This window comes from Bacillus sp. BB51/4 (genome assembly GCF_008368845.1).
GTDB lineage: Bacteria > Bacillota > Bacilli > Bacillales > Bacillaceae_G > Bacillus_A > Bacillus_A wiedmannii.
This window is the reverse complement of sequence record NZ_QOSC01000032.1, coordinates 66,972-83,679: the sequence shown is the minus strand read 5'-3', so window position 1 is coordinate 83,679 and position 16,708 is coordinate 66,972. Positions and strand designations below refer to the sequence as shown.

The window sequence follows — 16,708 nt, the reverse complement described above, 5'->3', positions numbered from 1 at the left end:
CCTCTTTCTTTATTATATATTACGCCTTATGACACTCTGGACAAACGCCATAAATTTCTAAGCGATGACTATTAATAACGAAGCCTGTCGTTTTCGCAGCTTCCTCTTCAAGCTTTTCCAAGCCTCCATAAGGAAAATCAACAATCTTACCACATTTTTCGCAAATCACATGATAATGTTGACTTGTAACATAATCAAATCTACTTGAAGCGTCTCCATAAGTTAATTCCTTTACAAGTCCAACCTCTTTAAATACACGTAAGTTATTATAGACAGTTGCAACACTCATATTTGGAAACTTACCTTCTAATGCTTTATAAATGTCATCCGCTGTTGGGTGCGTCATAGATTCCACAAGGTACTCTAAAATAGCATGACGCTGTGGAGTAATGCGTACACCCGTATTTTTCAGCATTTCTAGCGCTTCTTTTAATTCTTCTTTGACCACCGTCATGCACCCCGATTCTATACGGATTATTATTTTATAATTCTTATAAAGAGTGTACTCCTTTTCTTATAAATCGTCAATATTTCTACTATAAGTATGTGGTTTATTTTTATATATAGCCTTATTCTTATATATCTTTCCCCATTTTCTATACATTTACATAGAAAAAAAGTGCGACATAATCGCACTTGGAATACTATCATCTGAGGAGGTATGCCCTACACTTCACTTTATGTAAGACGATAAAATATGTATAGACACTCGCCTTACTTCTATATATTTTATCTCCACAATGGATTTACTTTATATAAGAAAGAACATCTTCAGTATGTCCTTTCACTTTCACTTTACGCCACTCTTTTACAAGCTCACCGTCTTTATTAATAAGGAATGTAGAACGCTCGATTCCCATATACTCTTTTCCAAAGTTCTTTTTCAATTTCCAAACGTCGTATAATTCCGCTACCTTATGATCTTCATCTACTAAAAGTACAAATGGAAGATCATGCTTCTCAATGAATTTCAGATGTCTGTTCGCTGAATCCGGACTTACACCTAGAATAACTGTATCTTTCTCTTGAAATAATCCATACGCATCGCGAAAATCACATGCTTCAGTTGTACACCCTGGAGTCATATCTTTCGGATAAAAATATAGCACTACGTTTTTACCACGAAAATCAGTTAAGCGAACTTGTTCCCCGTTACTTCCCTCTAATGTAAATTCTGGAGCCATTTCTCCTACTGTGATCATTGTTATCACTCCTACTCTTTTCTTTTACTATATCAAATGCTATCTTATTTTTCATTGTCTATTACAGACCTCATTACAAAAGCAAACGGTAATGTATATCCAATTAGCGCTTCTGCAATCGCAATCCATCTCCCTATTCCAATCGGAGCTATATCACCGTACCCAACGGACAATAAAGTAACCGCGCTAAAATATAAGCAAATTTCTACAAGTTGAAAAGATTGGGCATGCAAGCTTTCTCCATCTTCTTTCAAAACTGCAAAGCCCATTTCTTCTAATACAACATAACTTAACCCAAACGCAATCAATACCGTTGTATAAATTAAAAATAAGGAGGCTAAATTATAAAGCGAAAAGAAACGCCTAGAATCTGAATATGAACTCCATAACAATTGGACACTTCTCAAAATAGCAATTGCTGCAATTAATAGAATAAATCCCCATAACATGTCCTCCACCTCATTTTATATGTATGAGACAGCCATTGGATTTATCCCTTAGAAACAAACAAGCTTCTATAATTAATTCCCAGCACCACGGTACCTTTTTACCCCTTGATTCCAAAGAGTAATTGCAATCGTAAAACAGATAACACCAACGAATGGTGTTGCAAATGCATAGCTATTCCACTCTGTTTTTCTTAAAAAGTATGCTGCTGGATACACTCCGACAAACGCAAATGGTAAAACAAACGTTAAAATGAAGCGAATCACACGGTTATAAATGTTAACAGGATAGCGACCATAGTTACCTATGTTATACATTAGCGGCATAATTGAACTTTTCGCATCCGACCAAAAACCAAGACTCGCAAGCGTAACAAATATCCCTCCGTATACAAGTGCTCCTCCTCCTACCATCAGTAAGAATAAGAAGAAATCGTACCAGTAAAAAGATAATTGCAGCTCCACTGCTGCATATCCCATTACAATTATTCCTGTAATCGCTCCAATTAAAGATTCAAGTTCCATTCTTTCTAATATAATTTGAAATAAACTATGAATCGGTCTCGTTAATATACGATCCATTTCTCCTTTAATAATGTAACGATCATTAAAGTCCCATATGTTAAAGAAAGCTGAGAATATGGCAAACGGTACTAAAAAGAAACCATAAATAAAGATTACTTCTTCTCTACTCCAGCCCTTTAATGCTTGTGTATGCCCAAACACAACGAGAATAAAGATTAAATTAACAGCCTGTAGTGCTAAATCAGAAAGTAATCCAACGATAAAATCGCCCCGATACTCCAATTTTGTTTTTATATATTGGCTTGCATATTGCAAAAATAGGTTTATATATATCATCTCATCATCCCCCTTGTACAATTAGACGTTTTCTCGCCGTTCTCCACATGAGTACAATTGGAATAATAAGTACAATTGCCCAAATTACTTGGAATAATAATGCCTCATACAATTTACTTCCTTGTATACCTTCTGAAAAAATCATACTCGGAATATAACTAATAGCCTGAAACGGTAAAAATACCATTGCTTTTTGGGCCCATAACGGATAAAAACTAATTGGTAATAATAGACCTGAAAATAAATCAATAACAACACGTTTTGCATACATAATTCCACTATTATTAAATAGGAAGAACGTGAGCATTCCAGTCATTAAATTAATTTGTGTATTAATAATAAAACTAAATATTAAAGATAAGAAGAAATATAACCACGTTTGAAAATTCGTTGTAATTTGCAATGAAAATAATAAGGTAACGATAACCATACCTGGAATTGAAAAGAAAGCAAAACGAAATATTCCTTCACCAAGACCTTGCATCACTTTCATGCCTAAATAGTTATATGGACGAATGAGTTCTACTGCTACACGTCCTTCTTGAATCTCCATCGCAATTTCCCTGTCTATATTATTAAAATAAAAGGCACGTGCCATCCACGCAATTGCGATATAAGTAGTCATTTGCGAAATAGATAAACTTTCAATATTCTCTTTTCCACTATAAATTGCTTGCCATAAAAAATAATACGCACCGATATTAATTGTATAAATTAAAATCCCGCTATAATAGTTTGTACGATACGCAAGCATCATTAAAAAGCGAATCCGAATCATTTCAATGTACTTACCCATGTTTAATACCTTCCTCATAAATGTTACGAATAATTTCCTCTGTAGACACTTCGTTAATTTTTAAATCTTTAATTTGAAAGGCTTGTACTACTTTAGAAATAAGCATTGAAATGATAACTTCTTCATTCGGTATTTTTGCAACCCACGCGTTTTCCTCTTTCGCTTTCGACCAAACGACATGACTATCTGGCATAACCATTGATAAAGCCTGATAGGAAACTGGTGCAATAAATTGAAAATGTATTTCCTTCTCTGCTCCCCACTGCGTACGAAGATTATTTAAAGAACCGTCATACATAATATTTCCTTCATCCAGCATGATAACGCGCTCACATAAAGCTTCAATATCAGTAATATCATGGGTTGTTAATAAAATTGTTGTTTTGTAACGTTCATTCATTTCTTTTAAAAATTCACGTATTTTTAATTTCACAAGAACATCCAATCCAATTGTTGGTTCATCTAAAAATAATAACGGTGGATTATGAATTAATGCTGCCGCTAATTCACAACGCATCCTTTGACCTAGAGATAACTTTCGAACTGGCTTATCTAATAAAGGACCAATATCTAACGTTTCAATCACGTGTTCCATATGCTCTTTATACTGAGCATCTGATACACCGTACACTTTTTTTAATAAACGAAAAGATTCTTGTACAGCAATATCCCACCAAAGTTGTGAGCGTTGACCGAAAACAACACCAATTGTTCTTACGAATTCTTCTCTCTGCTTATGGGGGTTCATCCCATTTACTAAAATTTCTCCTGATGTCGGAGTCAAAATCCCCGTAAGCATTTTAATAGTTGTTGATTTACCAGCACCGTTCTCACCGATATATCCAACCATTTCACCTTGTTTCACATTAAAAGATACATCATTTACTGCTGGTACTATTTTATAATTACGATTTAATAAATCGCGAAAAGCACCCTTTAATCCCGGACGACTTGAATAGGCTGTAAACTCTTTACGTAACCCTTGTACCTCAATTACCGATTTCATAATCGGACCCCCTTCCTAAATGTCACAACGAATAGTTTACCCAACTGCCTTCTCTATCACAAACAATACGTCTTTTCGAAAAACATGTTAGAATAATACATAGATTTTTGTAAGGAGATGAATTGTAGTGAAATTCACAAAATCAGAAGCATTACATAAAGAAGCTTTAGAACATATCGTTGGCGGCGTTAATAGTCCTTCTCGTTCTTTTAAAGCAGTTGGCGGCGGCGCTCCTGTTGCTATGGAACGTGGAAAAGGTGCTTATTTCTGGGATGTAGACGGAAATAAATATATCGATTATTTAGCAGCATACGGTCCTATTATTACTGGACATGCTCACCCGCACATTACAAAAGCAATTACAACAGCTGCTGAAAATGGTGTACTTTACGGAACACCAACAGCACTAGAAGTAAAATTTGCAAAAATGTTAAAAGAAGCAATGCCTGCATTAGATAAAGTCCGCTTCGTAAACTCTGGTACTGAATCAGTAATGACAACAATTCGTGTCGCTCGTGCTTACACAGGCCGCACAAAAATTATGAAATTTTCTGGTTGTTACCACGGTCATTCTGATTTAGTACTTGTAGCAGCTGGATCTGGCCCTTCTACGCTAGGAACTCCTGACTCAGCCGGTGTACCACAAAGTATCGCTCAAGAAGTTATTACCGTTCCATTTAATAATGTAGAAACCTTAAAAGAAGCTTTAGATAAATGGGGACACGAAGTAGCAGCTATCCTTGTAGAACCGATTGTTGGAAACTTCGGTATTGTAGAGCCAAAACCTGGCTTCCTTGAGAAAGTGAATGAACTTGTTCACGAAGCTGGTGCACTAGTAATTTATGATGAAGTTATTACTGCTTTCCGCTTCATGTACGGTGGTGCTCAAGACTTACTTGGCGTAACACCAGACTTAACAGCGCTTGGTAAAGTTATTGGCGGCGGACTTCCGATCGGTGCTTATGGTGGTAAGAAAGAAATTATGGAACAAGTTGCCCCGCTCGGACCTGCATATCAAGCTGGTACAATGGCAGGAAATCCTGCTTCTATGGCATCCGGTATCGCTTGTCTAGAAGTTCTTCAACAAGAAGGTCTTTATGAGAAATTAGATGAACTTGGTGCAATGCTTGAAAAAGGAATTTTAGAGCAAGCTACGAAACATAATATTGATATTACATTAAACCGACTAAAAGGTGCTTTAACTGTATACTTCACAACAAATACAATTGAAGATTACGATGCAGCACAAGATACAGACGGTGAAATGTTCGGTAAATTCTTCAAGCTTATGCTTCAAGAAGGAGTTAACTTAGCACCTTCTAAATACGAGGCATGGTTCTTAACGACAGAACATACAAAAGAAGATATTGAATATACAATTGAAGCTGTAGGCAGAGCATTCGCTGCTTTAGCGGATAATAAATAATCCCGCCATTAAAAGGAAAAAAGAAAGCACATCTTTCTTTTTTCCTTTTTTCTATTTCATAAATCCCTCATTAATAGTATAATTATTCATAATTATCTGTTTAATTTTCTTTTATATCCTTACTACCTTTGTATACAAGGCTGCTCACGCCTTAAATAGTAAGATTATTCAAACTTCAATAAGAGGGGGGATTGACGGATGCTCAATAAAACAAATACATGGACACCGTCTTTATTTCGAGATTATAAAAATGCAGAACATGATGCGTGTGGAATCGTTTCCGTTATGGAGAAACGAAAAGTTGCCACGAAAGAAAACATTGATCTTTGCATACAATCACTTGTCAAAATGAATCATCGAGCTGGTTTCATTAATGGTGAAGGAGATGGTATCGGAATTCACATTGATGTCCCAAAAGCACTTTGGAATGAAAAGCTGAAAAATAACGGATACAATCCAACGATTGTGGATCATCCCCACTTTATCGTTGGACATTTTTTTCTAAACAAAAACGCAAATATCGTTAATTTAAAAAATCATATTCGTACGCAATTAAATAACGAAAGTTTTACTATTATTTTTGAAAGTGATGATGTAATAAATTCCGATGCACTCGGTCCACTTGGTAAACAGGAAGAACCTTTATTTTGGCAAGTTGCTCTTATCGCAGAAAATAAAGTTGAAAATGTTGAGCAAACATTATTTTCAGTAACGATAAAAATAGAGGAAAACGAAGCGATTCATGTTGCTTCATTAAGTCGTGACCATGTTGTATATAAAGTTCTAGGCGCTGGGGATACACTTGTTGCCTATTACAATGATTTACAACATCCACTTATCGCTTCAACTATGACACTAGGACATAACCGCTATTCTACTAATACATTATCTAATTTTTTTCGTGTACAACCATTTAGCATTCTCGGACATAATGGTGAAATTAACACAATTGCAAAATTACGTGATCAAGCTGACATGATTCATGTTCCACTTACTGCTGGGGGCAGTGACTCCCAAGATTTAAACCGCACCTTAGAAACTCTACTTGTTCAATACGACTACAGTTTATTTGAAGCAATGGATATACTATTCCCACCAATTATTAATGAAATGAAACTTTATGAACCGCATTTACAAGATTTATATACGTATATACGTGAAGCTTGGGGCCATTTTGCGCAAGGTCCAGCTGGTATTATTTCACGTTATAAAGATGAGGCTGTTTTCAGCGTTGATTCCCTTGGACTACGACCAGTATGGAAAGTAGAGACAGCGAGTTCTTATGTTTTCTCTTCTGAACCTGGAGTTGTATCACCAACTGAATATGTAGCAGAACCAAAACCACTCGCTCCTGGAGAAAAAGTCGGTCTAAAGTGGAATGAACAAGATGAACTTGTACTCTACGAATACGATGACTACCAAACTCAAGTATATAACCGTTTTAAAAAGCGAGTTGATACTAAAGATTATCATTTAAACTTATCTATCCCTGAAACGAAAGAAATCCCAGGATTATGTGATTCTATACAAGTCGAAACGAAACAATACGTTGCTTTTGGATGGGACCGAGAACATATTCAGCTTCTTGAACAGATGGCAACAAAAGGCGTTGAGCCAATTCGCTCACTTGGGCATGACTCACCACTTGCAGCACTCGATACTGATAGACGAAATATCGCTGATTTCATTAAGGAAAGTGTAGCCGTTGTTACAAATCCAGCAATCGATCGTGATCGAGAGGTCGAGCACTTCTCCACACGAACAATACTTGGAGAGCGCCCAAGTTTATTAAGCGGAGCTAAACGGCCATTTGTAGTTGAGATGCTTTCCCCCATTATTTTAGAAGGAAGTGTAGCACAATCTATTACAGAGGAATTACACACAATTACGTACGAACAACTTATACAGCTATTCAATACTCATAGCTCTATCGCTACAATCTCTGCTACATTCAGTCCGCCAGAAACTTTACAATGCGCCTTAAATCGAATTAGTTCTGAAGCGATAAAGGCCGTGAACGATGGAGCTTCCCTACTATTAATAGACGATACCAACGCTCATCTAAATGAACAGTTATGGATTGATCCGCATTTAGTTACCGCTAAAGTACATCAAGTATTAAGCGAAAATAAATTACGCCGAAACTGCTCTCTCGTTATACGTTCTGGTGCTCTTCGCTCTTTACATGATATCGTCACACTGTATGGATTAGGAGCAGATGGTATGAATCCATATTTATTATTTGCAACCGTAAATGATGGAACAAAAACGCCAATTACGAATTTGTATAATGCTCTTAATAAAGGACTAGAAAAAGTCATTTCAACAATTGGAATTCATGAATTACGTGGTTACGGTCGCCTCTATTCTTCTATCGGATTACATGAGGAAATCGCAAATATATTACAAATTACGAATTTCTTCGGTTCAAATGATTTAGCTTTTTCGCTTAAATCACTTGCTGAAGATGCACAATTGCGAGCGGATGATTATAACAATCCTAAAGTTAGAATGCGAAAATCTTTTCATATATTCCCGCGAATTTGGAAAGCAATCGGCGATGTCGCAAAAGGAAATTCTTATGATGATTACCGTGACAAATTAAGTGAGTTAGAAGAAAATAATCCAATCGCGATTAGACATCTTGTTCAAACGAAAGAAACAAGACATGTCGTTCCGGCCGAAGAAGTATCCATCAGCATTCAAAATCATGATTTACCATTTATTATCAGTTCCATGTCATTCGGTTCTCAAAATGAAATTGCCTTTCGTGCATATGCAGAAGCGGCCGATCAGCTAAATATGATTAGCTTGAACGGTGAAGGCGGCGAAATTAAAGATATGATTGGAAAATATCCACATACACGTGGACAACAAGTTGCATCTGGGCGATTTGGTGTAAACGCCGAACTACTAAATTCATCAAACTTAATTGAAATAAAAATTGGGCAAGGCGCAAAGCCTGGTGAAGGCGGACATTTGCCTGGTTCAAAAGTAACAGCAAAAATCGCTGAAGCGCGTAATGCTACAATTGGCTCTGATTTAATTTCACCTTCTAACAACCATGATATTTATTCCATTGAAGATTTAGCTCAAATGATTACAGAAATTAAAACGGCTAATCAACTTGCGAAAGTAGCTGTAAAGGTCCCTGTCGTCCCTAACATTGGAACAATTGCTGTCGGTATCGCAAAGGCTGGTGCTGACTTTATTAACATTAGCGGATTTGATGGTGGTACAGGTGCCGCACGTATTCACGCATTGCAACATGTAGGCCTTCCTGCAGAAATTGGTGTGAAAGCCGCTCACAATGCTTTATTAGAAGCAAATATGAGACAAAAGGTAGAAATTTGGGCTGACGGTGGTATTCGAAGTGTTAATGATGCCTTGAAAATCATGCTCCTTGGGGCAAACCGTATTGGATTTGGTACATTATCCATGATTGCAATCGGCTGTACAACTTGCCGCGGATGTCATCTAGATACTTGTCACGTTGGAATTGCAACACAAATTGATTCTGAAGCTCAGGCGAAAGAACACGGATTACGCCGCTTCGTCCCGCGCGAATTAGAAAGCGCCGTTGCTGGATTATTACATTTATTCACCGCTTTTGGCGTAGAACTAAAACGATTAACAGGAAATCTTGGTTATACAAATTTACAAGAAATTGTCGGACATTCCGATTTATTAGAACAAGTTCGAGGCGAAAATTTATTAGACTTATGTAATTTACTACAAACGATAGAAAACCCATCTGTTACAAAAATAGAATACGTACCGGAAAAACAATTTGAAACAGTTCATTCCCCTCATTCAAAAGAATTAATAGGCGTTGGCGTAGAGCAACGCGTTATGGGGGGTCTAGAATCTTGCTATCGCGTTCGTAGTAAATTATATGAAGACACCAAGCTTGAACCACTTACATTAAAGTATACGAATGGCTCTATTCCTGGAAATGGATTAGGTGCTTACAATAGTGAGAACTTATTTATACACGTAAATGGCGGTGCACAAGATGGTATTGGTAAAACCTCCTTTGGTGGTGGTATTTATATAACGAAAGCAAAAGGAAAAGACGGCATATATTATAACGGTTCTGTCGGAAAAGGTTTTGGGTACGGTGCACAAAAAGGATCGCTATACGTTCAAGGTAACGCTGATGCTCGCGCTGGCATTCGCCTCTCTGGAGCAGACATGATAATTGGAGGGCGAATGACAAAGCCACTCCGTGAAAAAGAGCAAGGGAATATAGGTGTATACTCTAATATTAAAGGTTTCGCTTTTGAATATATGACAAATGGGCGAGCGCTTGTTTTAGGGGATCCTGGTCCATGGATTTGTGCTGGTATGACTGGTGGTGTTGTTTATTTACGTCATGATTCAAGCTCGGGTTTAACAGAACACGCCTTAAAAAGAAGAATCGCAAAAGGGGCAAATGTTACATTACAACCAATTAGTAAAAACGGCGTGCAAGATGTGACTGAGTTATTGGTAGATTACATTCGTGTATTAAATGAACATGAGCAATACGAGGAAGTTGCTTTATTAACACCGTTACTCGATGATATGCAGCAACAGTTTTTTGAAATTATCCCGAAAAAAGAGCAGGCTGATCCATCTATCTCAACAGAGTGATCTACCAACTTTTCATTTTCAAGAAAAAATTGACGAAGTACACTTCTCATAGTAATCTATAGTAACAATTTGAAACCTGCTGAAATTCAGCAGGTTTTTTCACTAAAAATTGATGTTTAAAAAGAATTAGGAAAAAGTATAAAATGAATCTTATTTTCTTATTAACGTCACTAAAATATCACTTGCTAACATATTGTAATGAATGTATAGTATCATGTTGTACATTCATTATGACAAGAGAAAGGATCTTATTAAGGGTATGAAACTTGGTGCTCGCATTTTAAAAACGGGTATTGCCATCACATTAGCTTTATTTGCTTGTATTTTACTTCAATTACCGAGTCCAGTATTTGCGGGAATCTCAGCTATATTCGCTGTTCAACCGTCTGTATACCGCTCGTATTTAACAGCTCTTGAGCAAATTCAAGCAAACGTCATTGGTGCGGTATTCGCTATCGTATTTGCTACTGCTTTTGGACATAATCCTTTTATTATTGGATTAACATGTATATTAGTAATTGCGCTTACGTTACAATTACGATTAGAAAACACAATATCAATTGCTTTAGTAACAGTTATCGCCATTATGGAGTATCAGGGCGACGATTTCTTTAGTTTTGCCTTACTTCGCTTTGCGACGATTATGATTGGAATTATTGCGGCTTCACTTGTAAATTTAGTGTTTATGCCGCCAAAATACGAAACAAAACTATATCATCGTATCGTTGATAATACAGAAGAAATTGTAAAATGGATTCGAATGAATAGCAGGCAAGCTTCTGATTTTACAACGCTAAAAACTGATATTGATCGTATGAAAGAAAAGATGATCAAACTAAACCATTACTATTTGCTGTATAAAGAAGAAAGAAGCTACACGAAAAAAGTAAAGTTCGCAAAAATTCGTAAGCTCGTTTTATTCAGACAAATGTTAGCGACGACAAGCCGTGCTTTAAGTACGTTAAAATCATTACATCGTACTGAAAATGAACTGCGCTATATGCCAGAAGAATTTCAGGAATCTATCCAAAACGAACTTGACTCATTAACCCATTACCATGAACAAGTTTTATTAAAATTTATTGGTAAAGCAAAAAAACAACAATCCGTTGAAATGCTTGATGAAGTTGAAACAGGTAAACAAGAATTAATTGATATCTTTATGGATTATCAAAACAAGGACGATGAGGAAGCGTATAAAACATGGCTACACCTTTTCCCTCTTATTTCTGCCATTATTAACTATAGTGAAGAAGTAGAGCATTTAGATTTACTTGTGGATAGCTTCTACACATACCATAAACCAGAAGCAGAACTCCAAATCGAAGATAAAAAAGAAGACGAATAAAGAAAACAGCTCCTTTTACGCTAAAGGAGCTGTTTCTGTTATATGTTGAAGTTGATATAAATTGTAATAAAACCCTCTTTTTTTCATTAACTCTTCATGAGAACCTGTTTCTTTAATTTCACCATCTTCAATGTAAATAATCGTATCCACATGTGTAATCGTCGCCAATCGATGTGCGATTACGATCGTCGTCCGATCAGCAGCTAACGTCTGAAGCGCCTGCTGAATATACCGTTCATTTTCTAAATCTAAAGCGGAAGTCGCCTCATCTAATATAAGCAACGATGGATTCTTTAGAAACACTCTTGCAATCGCTACACGTTGCCTTTGCCCACCAGATAACTTCACACCGCGTTCCCCAACGACAGTATCATAGCCATCAGGTAACTCTATAATAAAATCATGGATTTGCGCAGCTTTAGCAGCTGCAATCACTTCTTCCTCTGTAGCTTTCGGGTTTCCATATAAAATATTTGCCCCGATTGTATCACTAAATAACAAATTATCTTGCAGTACAATTCCAATATGACTACGTAAATTTCTCATATCATACTTTCTAACATCTATCCCATCTACATAAACTGCACCTGAAGAAACATCATAGAAACGTGGGATTAAGCTAGCAAGAGATGACTTCCCTCCCCCACTTGCTCCTACAAGTGCTACCTTCTCTCCTGGCAACATAGTTAACGAAAGGTTATGTAATATCTCTTTTTCATCCGAATTGTAACGAAAAGATACATTATCAAATATCACTTCACCATTTAATTTTGTCGTTTGTACCGCACTTGGCACATTGACAATATCGTATTTTTCATCTAACAATTCAAACACTCGATCCATCGATGCGAAAGACTGTGTTAATGTTGTAGAGGAATTGACAAGGCGGCGAAGCGGACTATACAAACTATCCATATATCCAACAAAGGCAACCATAGTCCCTAATGTTAACTGTCCCTGAATTACTTCATATGCTGCAAAACCGATCACCAGTAACGGGCCTAAATCGGTTAACGTATTCACTACCGAAAATGTCCTTGCAGTCCAACTCGTATGCGTTAATGCTTTCGTCAAAAATTCATTATTTCTTTTTTCAAATTGCTTACCCTCATACTCTTCTAATGCAAAGCTACGTGTCACTTGCATCCCTTGAATACGTTCATGTAAATACCCTTGCATCGTTGCTAAAGCTTGCGAACGCTCTTTCGTTAATTTTCGAAGACGCCCGAAAAAATATTTCACTGCCACTACATAAATAGGTAAAATTAATAACGCAACAAATGTTAATTTTATATTCATAGAAAACATAACAATAATAGCAATAGCAATCGTTGCCGTATCTAGCCAAACATTCATCAAACCAGTAATTACAAAATCCTTTGTTTGTTCTACATCATGGATTACACGTGAAATAAGCTCCCCTGTTTTTGTATTCGAATAATAGCGTAAACTCAACTTTTGTAAATGACCAAAAATATTTTTTCGTAAATCATATAGTATTGTATTTGCGATACGCTGCGCGAAATATTGACGATAATATTCAATTGGCGGTCTTACTACTGCAAAAATAAAAAAAGCAATCCCAACGGCTGTTACTAATTGGGATGTTTTATCTTGAAGTGACCCTCCGCCTTGAATTACATCATCGATAATATATTTTAATAACCACGGCATAATAAGCGGGATGCCGAATTTAACTAGACCAATCATAATTGTAATAGCAATAAGCCATCGATACGGTTTAACAAATTGCAAATATCTTTTTATACCTTGCACATAATCCCCCCTCTAATAGGACAAACCTGCCGGGAAATCCCCTGCAGGTTTGTTTTAATTTCTGTACATTAAATATCTTTCATACCACATATCTACGAAATCTGGCGCGAATGGCCCTTTTCTTTGATGAATCCATTGTGTTAATTGTGCTACATTTCGTTTTAAAATAGTATCAATAACAGGTGGATACTGCATAATTTGACTATGCTTTTCATACTCATCTTCATCTAAAAGCGTATATGTCATATCTGGATATACTTTAATATCTAAATCATAATCAATGTACTTTAATGCTTCAGAATCATATGCAAAAGGTGAGCCTAAATTACAATAATAATATACTCCCTCTTCCCTTAGCATCCCAATCACATTAAACCAATAGTTTGCATGAAAATAACAAATTGCTGGTTCACGAGTAATCCATGTTCGGCCATCTGATTCTGTCACTACTGTACGATCATTTGCTCCGATCACAAGGCTCTGTGTCCCTTTTAAAATTGTTGTCTCTTCCCACATTCTATGAATGGAGCCATTATGTTTATAACTATGTATTTGTACTTTTTCTCCTTCTTTGGGAAATCCCATATATGCTCCCTTCTTTCAACTGCAAATGCCCTTTGAGCTGCATTCACTTTTTTTCTATTATAACTTTTTTGTCGAAATTTTAAAACTAAAGCGACAAGACTCTATTTTTCACACTGAATACCATATCCCTAATCTTCTTAGGAGACGGGGCCTTCGCTAAATGATTTACAAACGAGGAAATGGAAATAGAAAAAGCCCTTCCTTATTTCTATCTAAAGAAGGACCTTTCACCGGAAGGTAACAATATGCCTTATCCTAAACTCGAAATCATTTTTTCAGTTTCAAAAGATTGAATCACACTATTTGTTTGCTCTTCAAATTTCTCATGTAACAGTTTTAATGCTAATTCTGTTCTATATATTTCTTGGCGGATAAAATGTAATTCCTTTTTATCGCACGTATCCTTTTCGTTCATTTCAATTTGCTGATACTTCTCTAGATGAGCTTGTAACTTTAACAACTCATCCATCGTTTCCAATTGCTCTCCTACCAACTTATCAAAATCGTTCATTACTTACCCCCTTTTGGACTTATTTATCAGTTATTATTCCTCATTACATATTTCTCATCTTTACCTTCCTTCTCCTTTGACTACATTTGTTGACTTATTAGAAGTTATGTCGTTCACTTTATTTTCATTACATGACCCAGGCACAAAGAAAACACTTCTCCCGAATTAGAGAAGTGTTTTTCTTTCATTACTGATTTGAACTAGAAGATTGTGATTGTTTTGCAGCTGATTGTGCATTTTGTTTTTTCACAGCGTGCACATCTGTTTCAGTTGCGAATTCTGTACCATAACTAGCGTTTGCACTTTGTGCACCGGAAGCTTGTGCTTTCTTTGCTTCTGATTGTGCGTTTGCTTGTTTTACTGCTTGTGCATTTGTTTCAGTTGCGAACTCTGTACCATAACTAGCATTTGTACTTTGAATGCTAGCACCAGAAGTTGCCTTGTTATAACCTTGTTGTTTTTTACTCATCTTTCTCACCTCCACAACCAATAATGTAACCAATTTACTTAGAAGCTATCCGTAATTTTCTTTTTAAAAAATTTCGCATATATCTCTTATTACTCATTCAAACTATAGGAAATGGAGGTGGGAGTATGTATATAGGACGCGATATGACTGAACTAACGATGATTTCAAAAAATGAATGGAAAGAAGATGAATTAGCTTATTTTCATCACTCATTACAACAGATTTTGCCGTATTTAAATGCAGAAGGTCAAAGTATCTATAAAGAAATTGTAGTAGAAATTGAATCAAGAGGTGGCTTACAACAAGGTGAAGCTAATTGGACTCATGGGACAAAAATTTCTTACGATTAAAAAAGTGTTCCCAATCTAGGGAACACTTTTTTAATTTATCCCGCTTTAATGGGCAGTAAGACCCCCACCTCAAAATGCAGCGAAAGCAAAGAATTTAGGTGGGGGATCAACTGCCCATAAAAGTCCGATTAGTTCAACTAATAATCAGTGGGGGATGAAGAAAACCCCCAATGATTAAAGTTTCACTTTATTGCATTGTAATTTTCTCAACGCAATTCTCATAAATCGTACGATGCGATTTCGAGAATGGTAACTGCTCAAATGCTTCTTTCGATACAAATTTCAATGTATCTGTTTCAACAATATCACCAGTTACTTTTCCGTAAAATACGAATATATCCCAAGTGCGATGTGTAAATGTATGTTGTACATTCACTGCGTATTCTTCAATAGAAATCGAGAGCTCAAATTTTTCTTTCATATAATCTGTAAGCTGCTCTTTCTGATTCCGAATCCCTTCCCCAAGTTCAGCATTTGGAAACTCCCACATGTTAGCTAATAACCCGGTACTTGGACGTTTATTAATGACGTAACGACCATCTTCTGTTTGAAGTACCCCTGCAACAATCGGTACCATTGTAGGAGCCTTCGCTTTACTTTTTACTGGTAACTCCTTTTGAACACCTTCAGCATATCCTCGACAATGTTCACGTACAGGACAAAGTAAGCAAGATGGATTTTTTGGAATACAAATTAGTGCACCTAATTCCATCAAACCTTGATTAAAATAAGATGGATTTTCAGCCGAAATAATTTCACGTACAATCTCTTCAAACACTTTTCTAGTTTTCGGTTTTGCAATGTCATCCCATACTGATAAAATGCGAGATAATACACGCATAACATTTCCGTCAACTGCCGGCTCTGGTATACCATATGCGATACTTAAAATAGCACCTTTTGTATAGGGGCCAACTCCTTTTAATTTTTCAATTTTCTTTACATCACTTGGTACTATCCCGCCGTATACTTCTTTCACTTCTTTTACAGCCGCATGTAAATTTCGTGCTCTAGAATAATATCCTAAACCTTCCCATGCTTTTAACACTTCTTCATCACCAGCATTTGCCAAAGCTTCTAGAGTAGGAAACTTCCCCATAAAATTCGCGTAATATGGTTTTACAGCTTCTACCCTCGTTTGCTGCAACATAATTTCCGAAACCCAGACGCGGTATGGATCTTTATTTTTACGCCACGGTAAGTCGCGTTGCTCTTTTTCAAACCAACCAATTAAATCATTTTGAAACTGCTCTATGTTAAAATTATTTAATATTTCAAGTGTCAAACTTGATCCCCC

At 36.4% G+C, this 16,708-nt stretch carries 15 protein-coding genes; 4 read left to right on the top strand and 11 right to left on the bottom strand.

The window, feature by feature from the left end:
* Window positions 1-19 precede the first annotated feature (19 nt).
* From perR to DN392_RS29145, 6 genes are all read right to left on the bottom strand, one after another.
* Window positions 20-448: a peroxide-responsive transcriptional repressor PerR gene (perR, locus tag DN392_RS29170; protein ID WP_000237829.1), complete on the bottom strand. Its 429-nt coding sequence runs from the start codon at window positions 446-448 to the stop codon at window positions 20-22.
* Between the two features lie 298 nt (window positions 449-746).
* Window positions 747-1,202 (bottom strand): thioredoxin-dependent thiol peroxidase, encoded by a 456-nt coding sequence (bcp, locus tag DN392_RS29165; RefSeq protein WP_000633726.1) that lies wholly within the window; start codon window positions 1,200-1,202, stop codon window positions 747-749.
* 44 nt (window positions 1,203-1,246) lie between these two features.
* A complete protein-coding gene (locus DN392_RS29160; protein WP_000964347.1) occupies window positions 1,247-1,651 on the bottom strand; it encodes a potassium channel family protein in 405 nt (134 codons plus the stop codon).
* A 72-nt stretch (window positions 1,652-1,723) separates the two neighbouring features.
* Window positions 1,724-2,509, bottom strand: a complete 786-nt coding sequence (locus tag DN392_RS29155; RefSeq protein WP_000639385.1) for an ABC transporter permease — start codon at window positions 2,507-2,509, stop codon at window positions 1,724-1,726.
* A 4-nt stretch (window positions 2,510-2,513) separates the two neighbouring features.
* Window positions 2,514-3,305 carry an ABC transporter permease gene (locus DN392_RS29150; protein WP_000521523.1) on the bottom strand — a complete coding sequence of 264 codons (792 nt, stop codon included), beginning with the start codon at window positions 3,303-3,305 and terminating at the stop codon, window positions 2,514-2,516.
* Window positions 3,298-4,311, bottom strand: coding sequence for an ABC transporter ATP-binding protein (locus tag DN392_RS29145; protein WP_000843640.1), 1,014 nt, complete (start codon window positions 4,309-4,311; stop codon window positions 3,298-3,300). The genes DN392_RS29150 and DN392_RS29145 overlap by 8 nt, the downstream gene beginning before the upstream one ends.
* Window positions 4,312-4,438: 127 nt before the next feature.
* Here DN392_RS29145 and hemL point away from each other — a divergent pair, with 127 nt between their 5' ends.
* The 3 genes from hemL to DN392_RS29130 all read left to right on the top strand — a co-directional run bounded on the left by hemL (window position 4,439) and on the right by DN392_RS29130 (window position 11,720).
* The gene (gene hemL, locus DN392_RS29140) at window positions 4,439-5,737 is read left to right on the top strand and encodes a glutamate-1-semialdehyde-2,1-aminomutase (protein ID WP_142292455.1); all 1,299 of its coding nucleotides are present in this window, start codon (window positions 4,439-4,441) and stop codon (window positions 5,735-5,737) included.
* A 198-nt stretch (window positions 5,738-5,935) separates the two neighbouring features.
* A complete protein-coding gene (locus DN392_RS29135; protein ID WP_088321369.1) occupies window positions 5,936-10,372 on the top strand; it encodes a glutamate synthase-related protein in 4,437 nt (1,478 codons plus the stop codon).
* A gap of 259 nt (window positions 10,373-10,631) precedes the next feature.
* Entirely contained in the window at window positions 10,632-11,720 is a 1,089-nt protein-coding gene (locus DN392_RS29130) for an aromatic acid exporter family protein (protein ID WP_000765792.1), read from the top strand.
* A 15-nt stretch (window positions 11,721-11,735) separates the two neighbouring features.
* Here DN392_RS29130 and DN392_RS29125 read toward each other — a convergent pair whose 3' ends face one another.
* From DN392_RS29125 to DN392_RS29110, 4 genes are all read right to left on the bottom strand, one after another.
* Window positions 11,736-13,496, bottom strand: coding sequence for an ABC transporter ATP-binding protein (locus tag DN392_RS29125; protein WP_001161632.1), 1,761 nt, complete (start codon window positions 13,494-13,496; stop codon window positions 11,736-11,738).
* Window positions 13,497-13,550: 54 nt separating this feature from the next.
* Window positions 13,551-14,081, bottom strand: a complete 531-nt coding sequence (ntdP, locus tag DN392_RS29120) for a nucleoside tri-diphosphate phosphatase (protein WP_000506626.1) — start codon at window positions 14,079-14,081, stop codon at window positions 13,551-13,553.
* A gap of 250 nt (window positions 14,082-14,331) precedes the next feature.
* Window positions 14,332-14,592 (bottom strand): YgaB family protein, encoded by a 261-nt coding sequence (locus DN392_RS29115; RefSeq protein ID WP_048567307.1) that lies wholly within the window; start codon window positions 14,590-14,592, stop codon window positions 14,332-14,334.
* Between the two features lie 187 nt (window positions 14,593-14,779).
* Window positions 14,780-15,061: a gamma-type small acid-soluble spore protein gene (locus DN392_RS29110; protein WP_000039033.1), complete on the bottom strand. Its 282-nt coding sequence runs from the start codon at window positions 15,059-15,061 to the stop codon at window positions 14,780-14,782.
* 125 nt (window positions 15,062-15,186) lie between these two features.
* Between DN392_RS29110 and DN392_RS29105 the strand changes: the two genes are divergently transcribed.
* A complete protein-coding gene (locus DN392_RS29105; protein WP_000275434.1) occupies window positions 15,187-15,411 on the top strand; it encodes a hypothetical protein in 225 nt (74 codons plus the stop codon).
* A gap of 187 nt (window positions 15,412-15,598) precedes the next feature.
* Here DN392_RS29105 and mutY read toward each other — a convergent pair whose 3' ends face one another.
* Window positions 15,599-16,696 (bottom strand): A/G-specific adenine glycosylase, encoded by a 1,098-nt coding sequence (mutY, locus tag DN392_RS29100; RefSeq protein ID WP_000171415.1) that lies wholly within the window; start codon window positions 16,694-16,696, stop codon window positions 15,599-15,601.
* Between the last annotated feature and the right edge of the window lie 12 nt (window positions 16,697-16,708).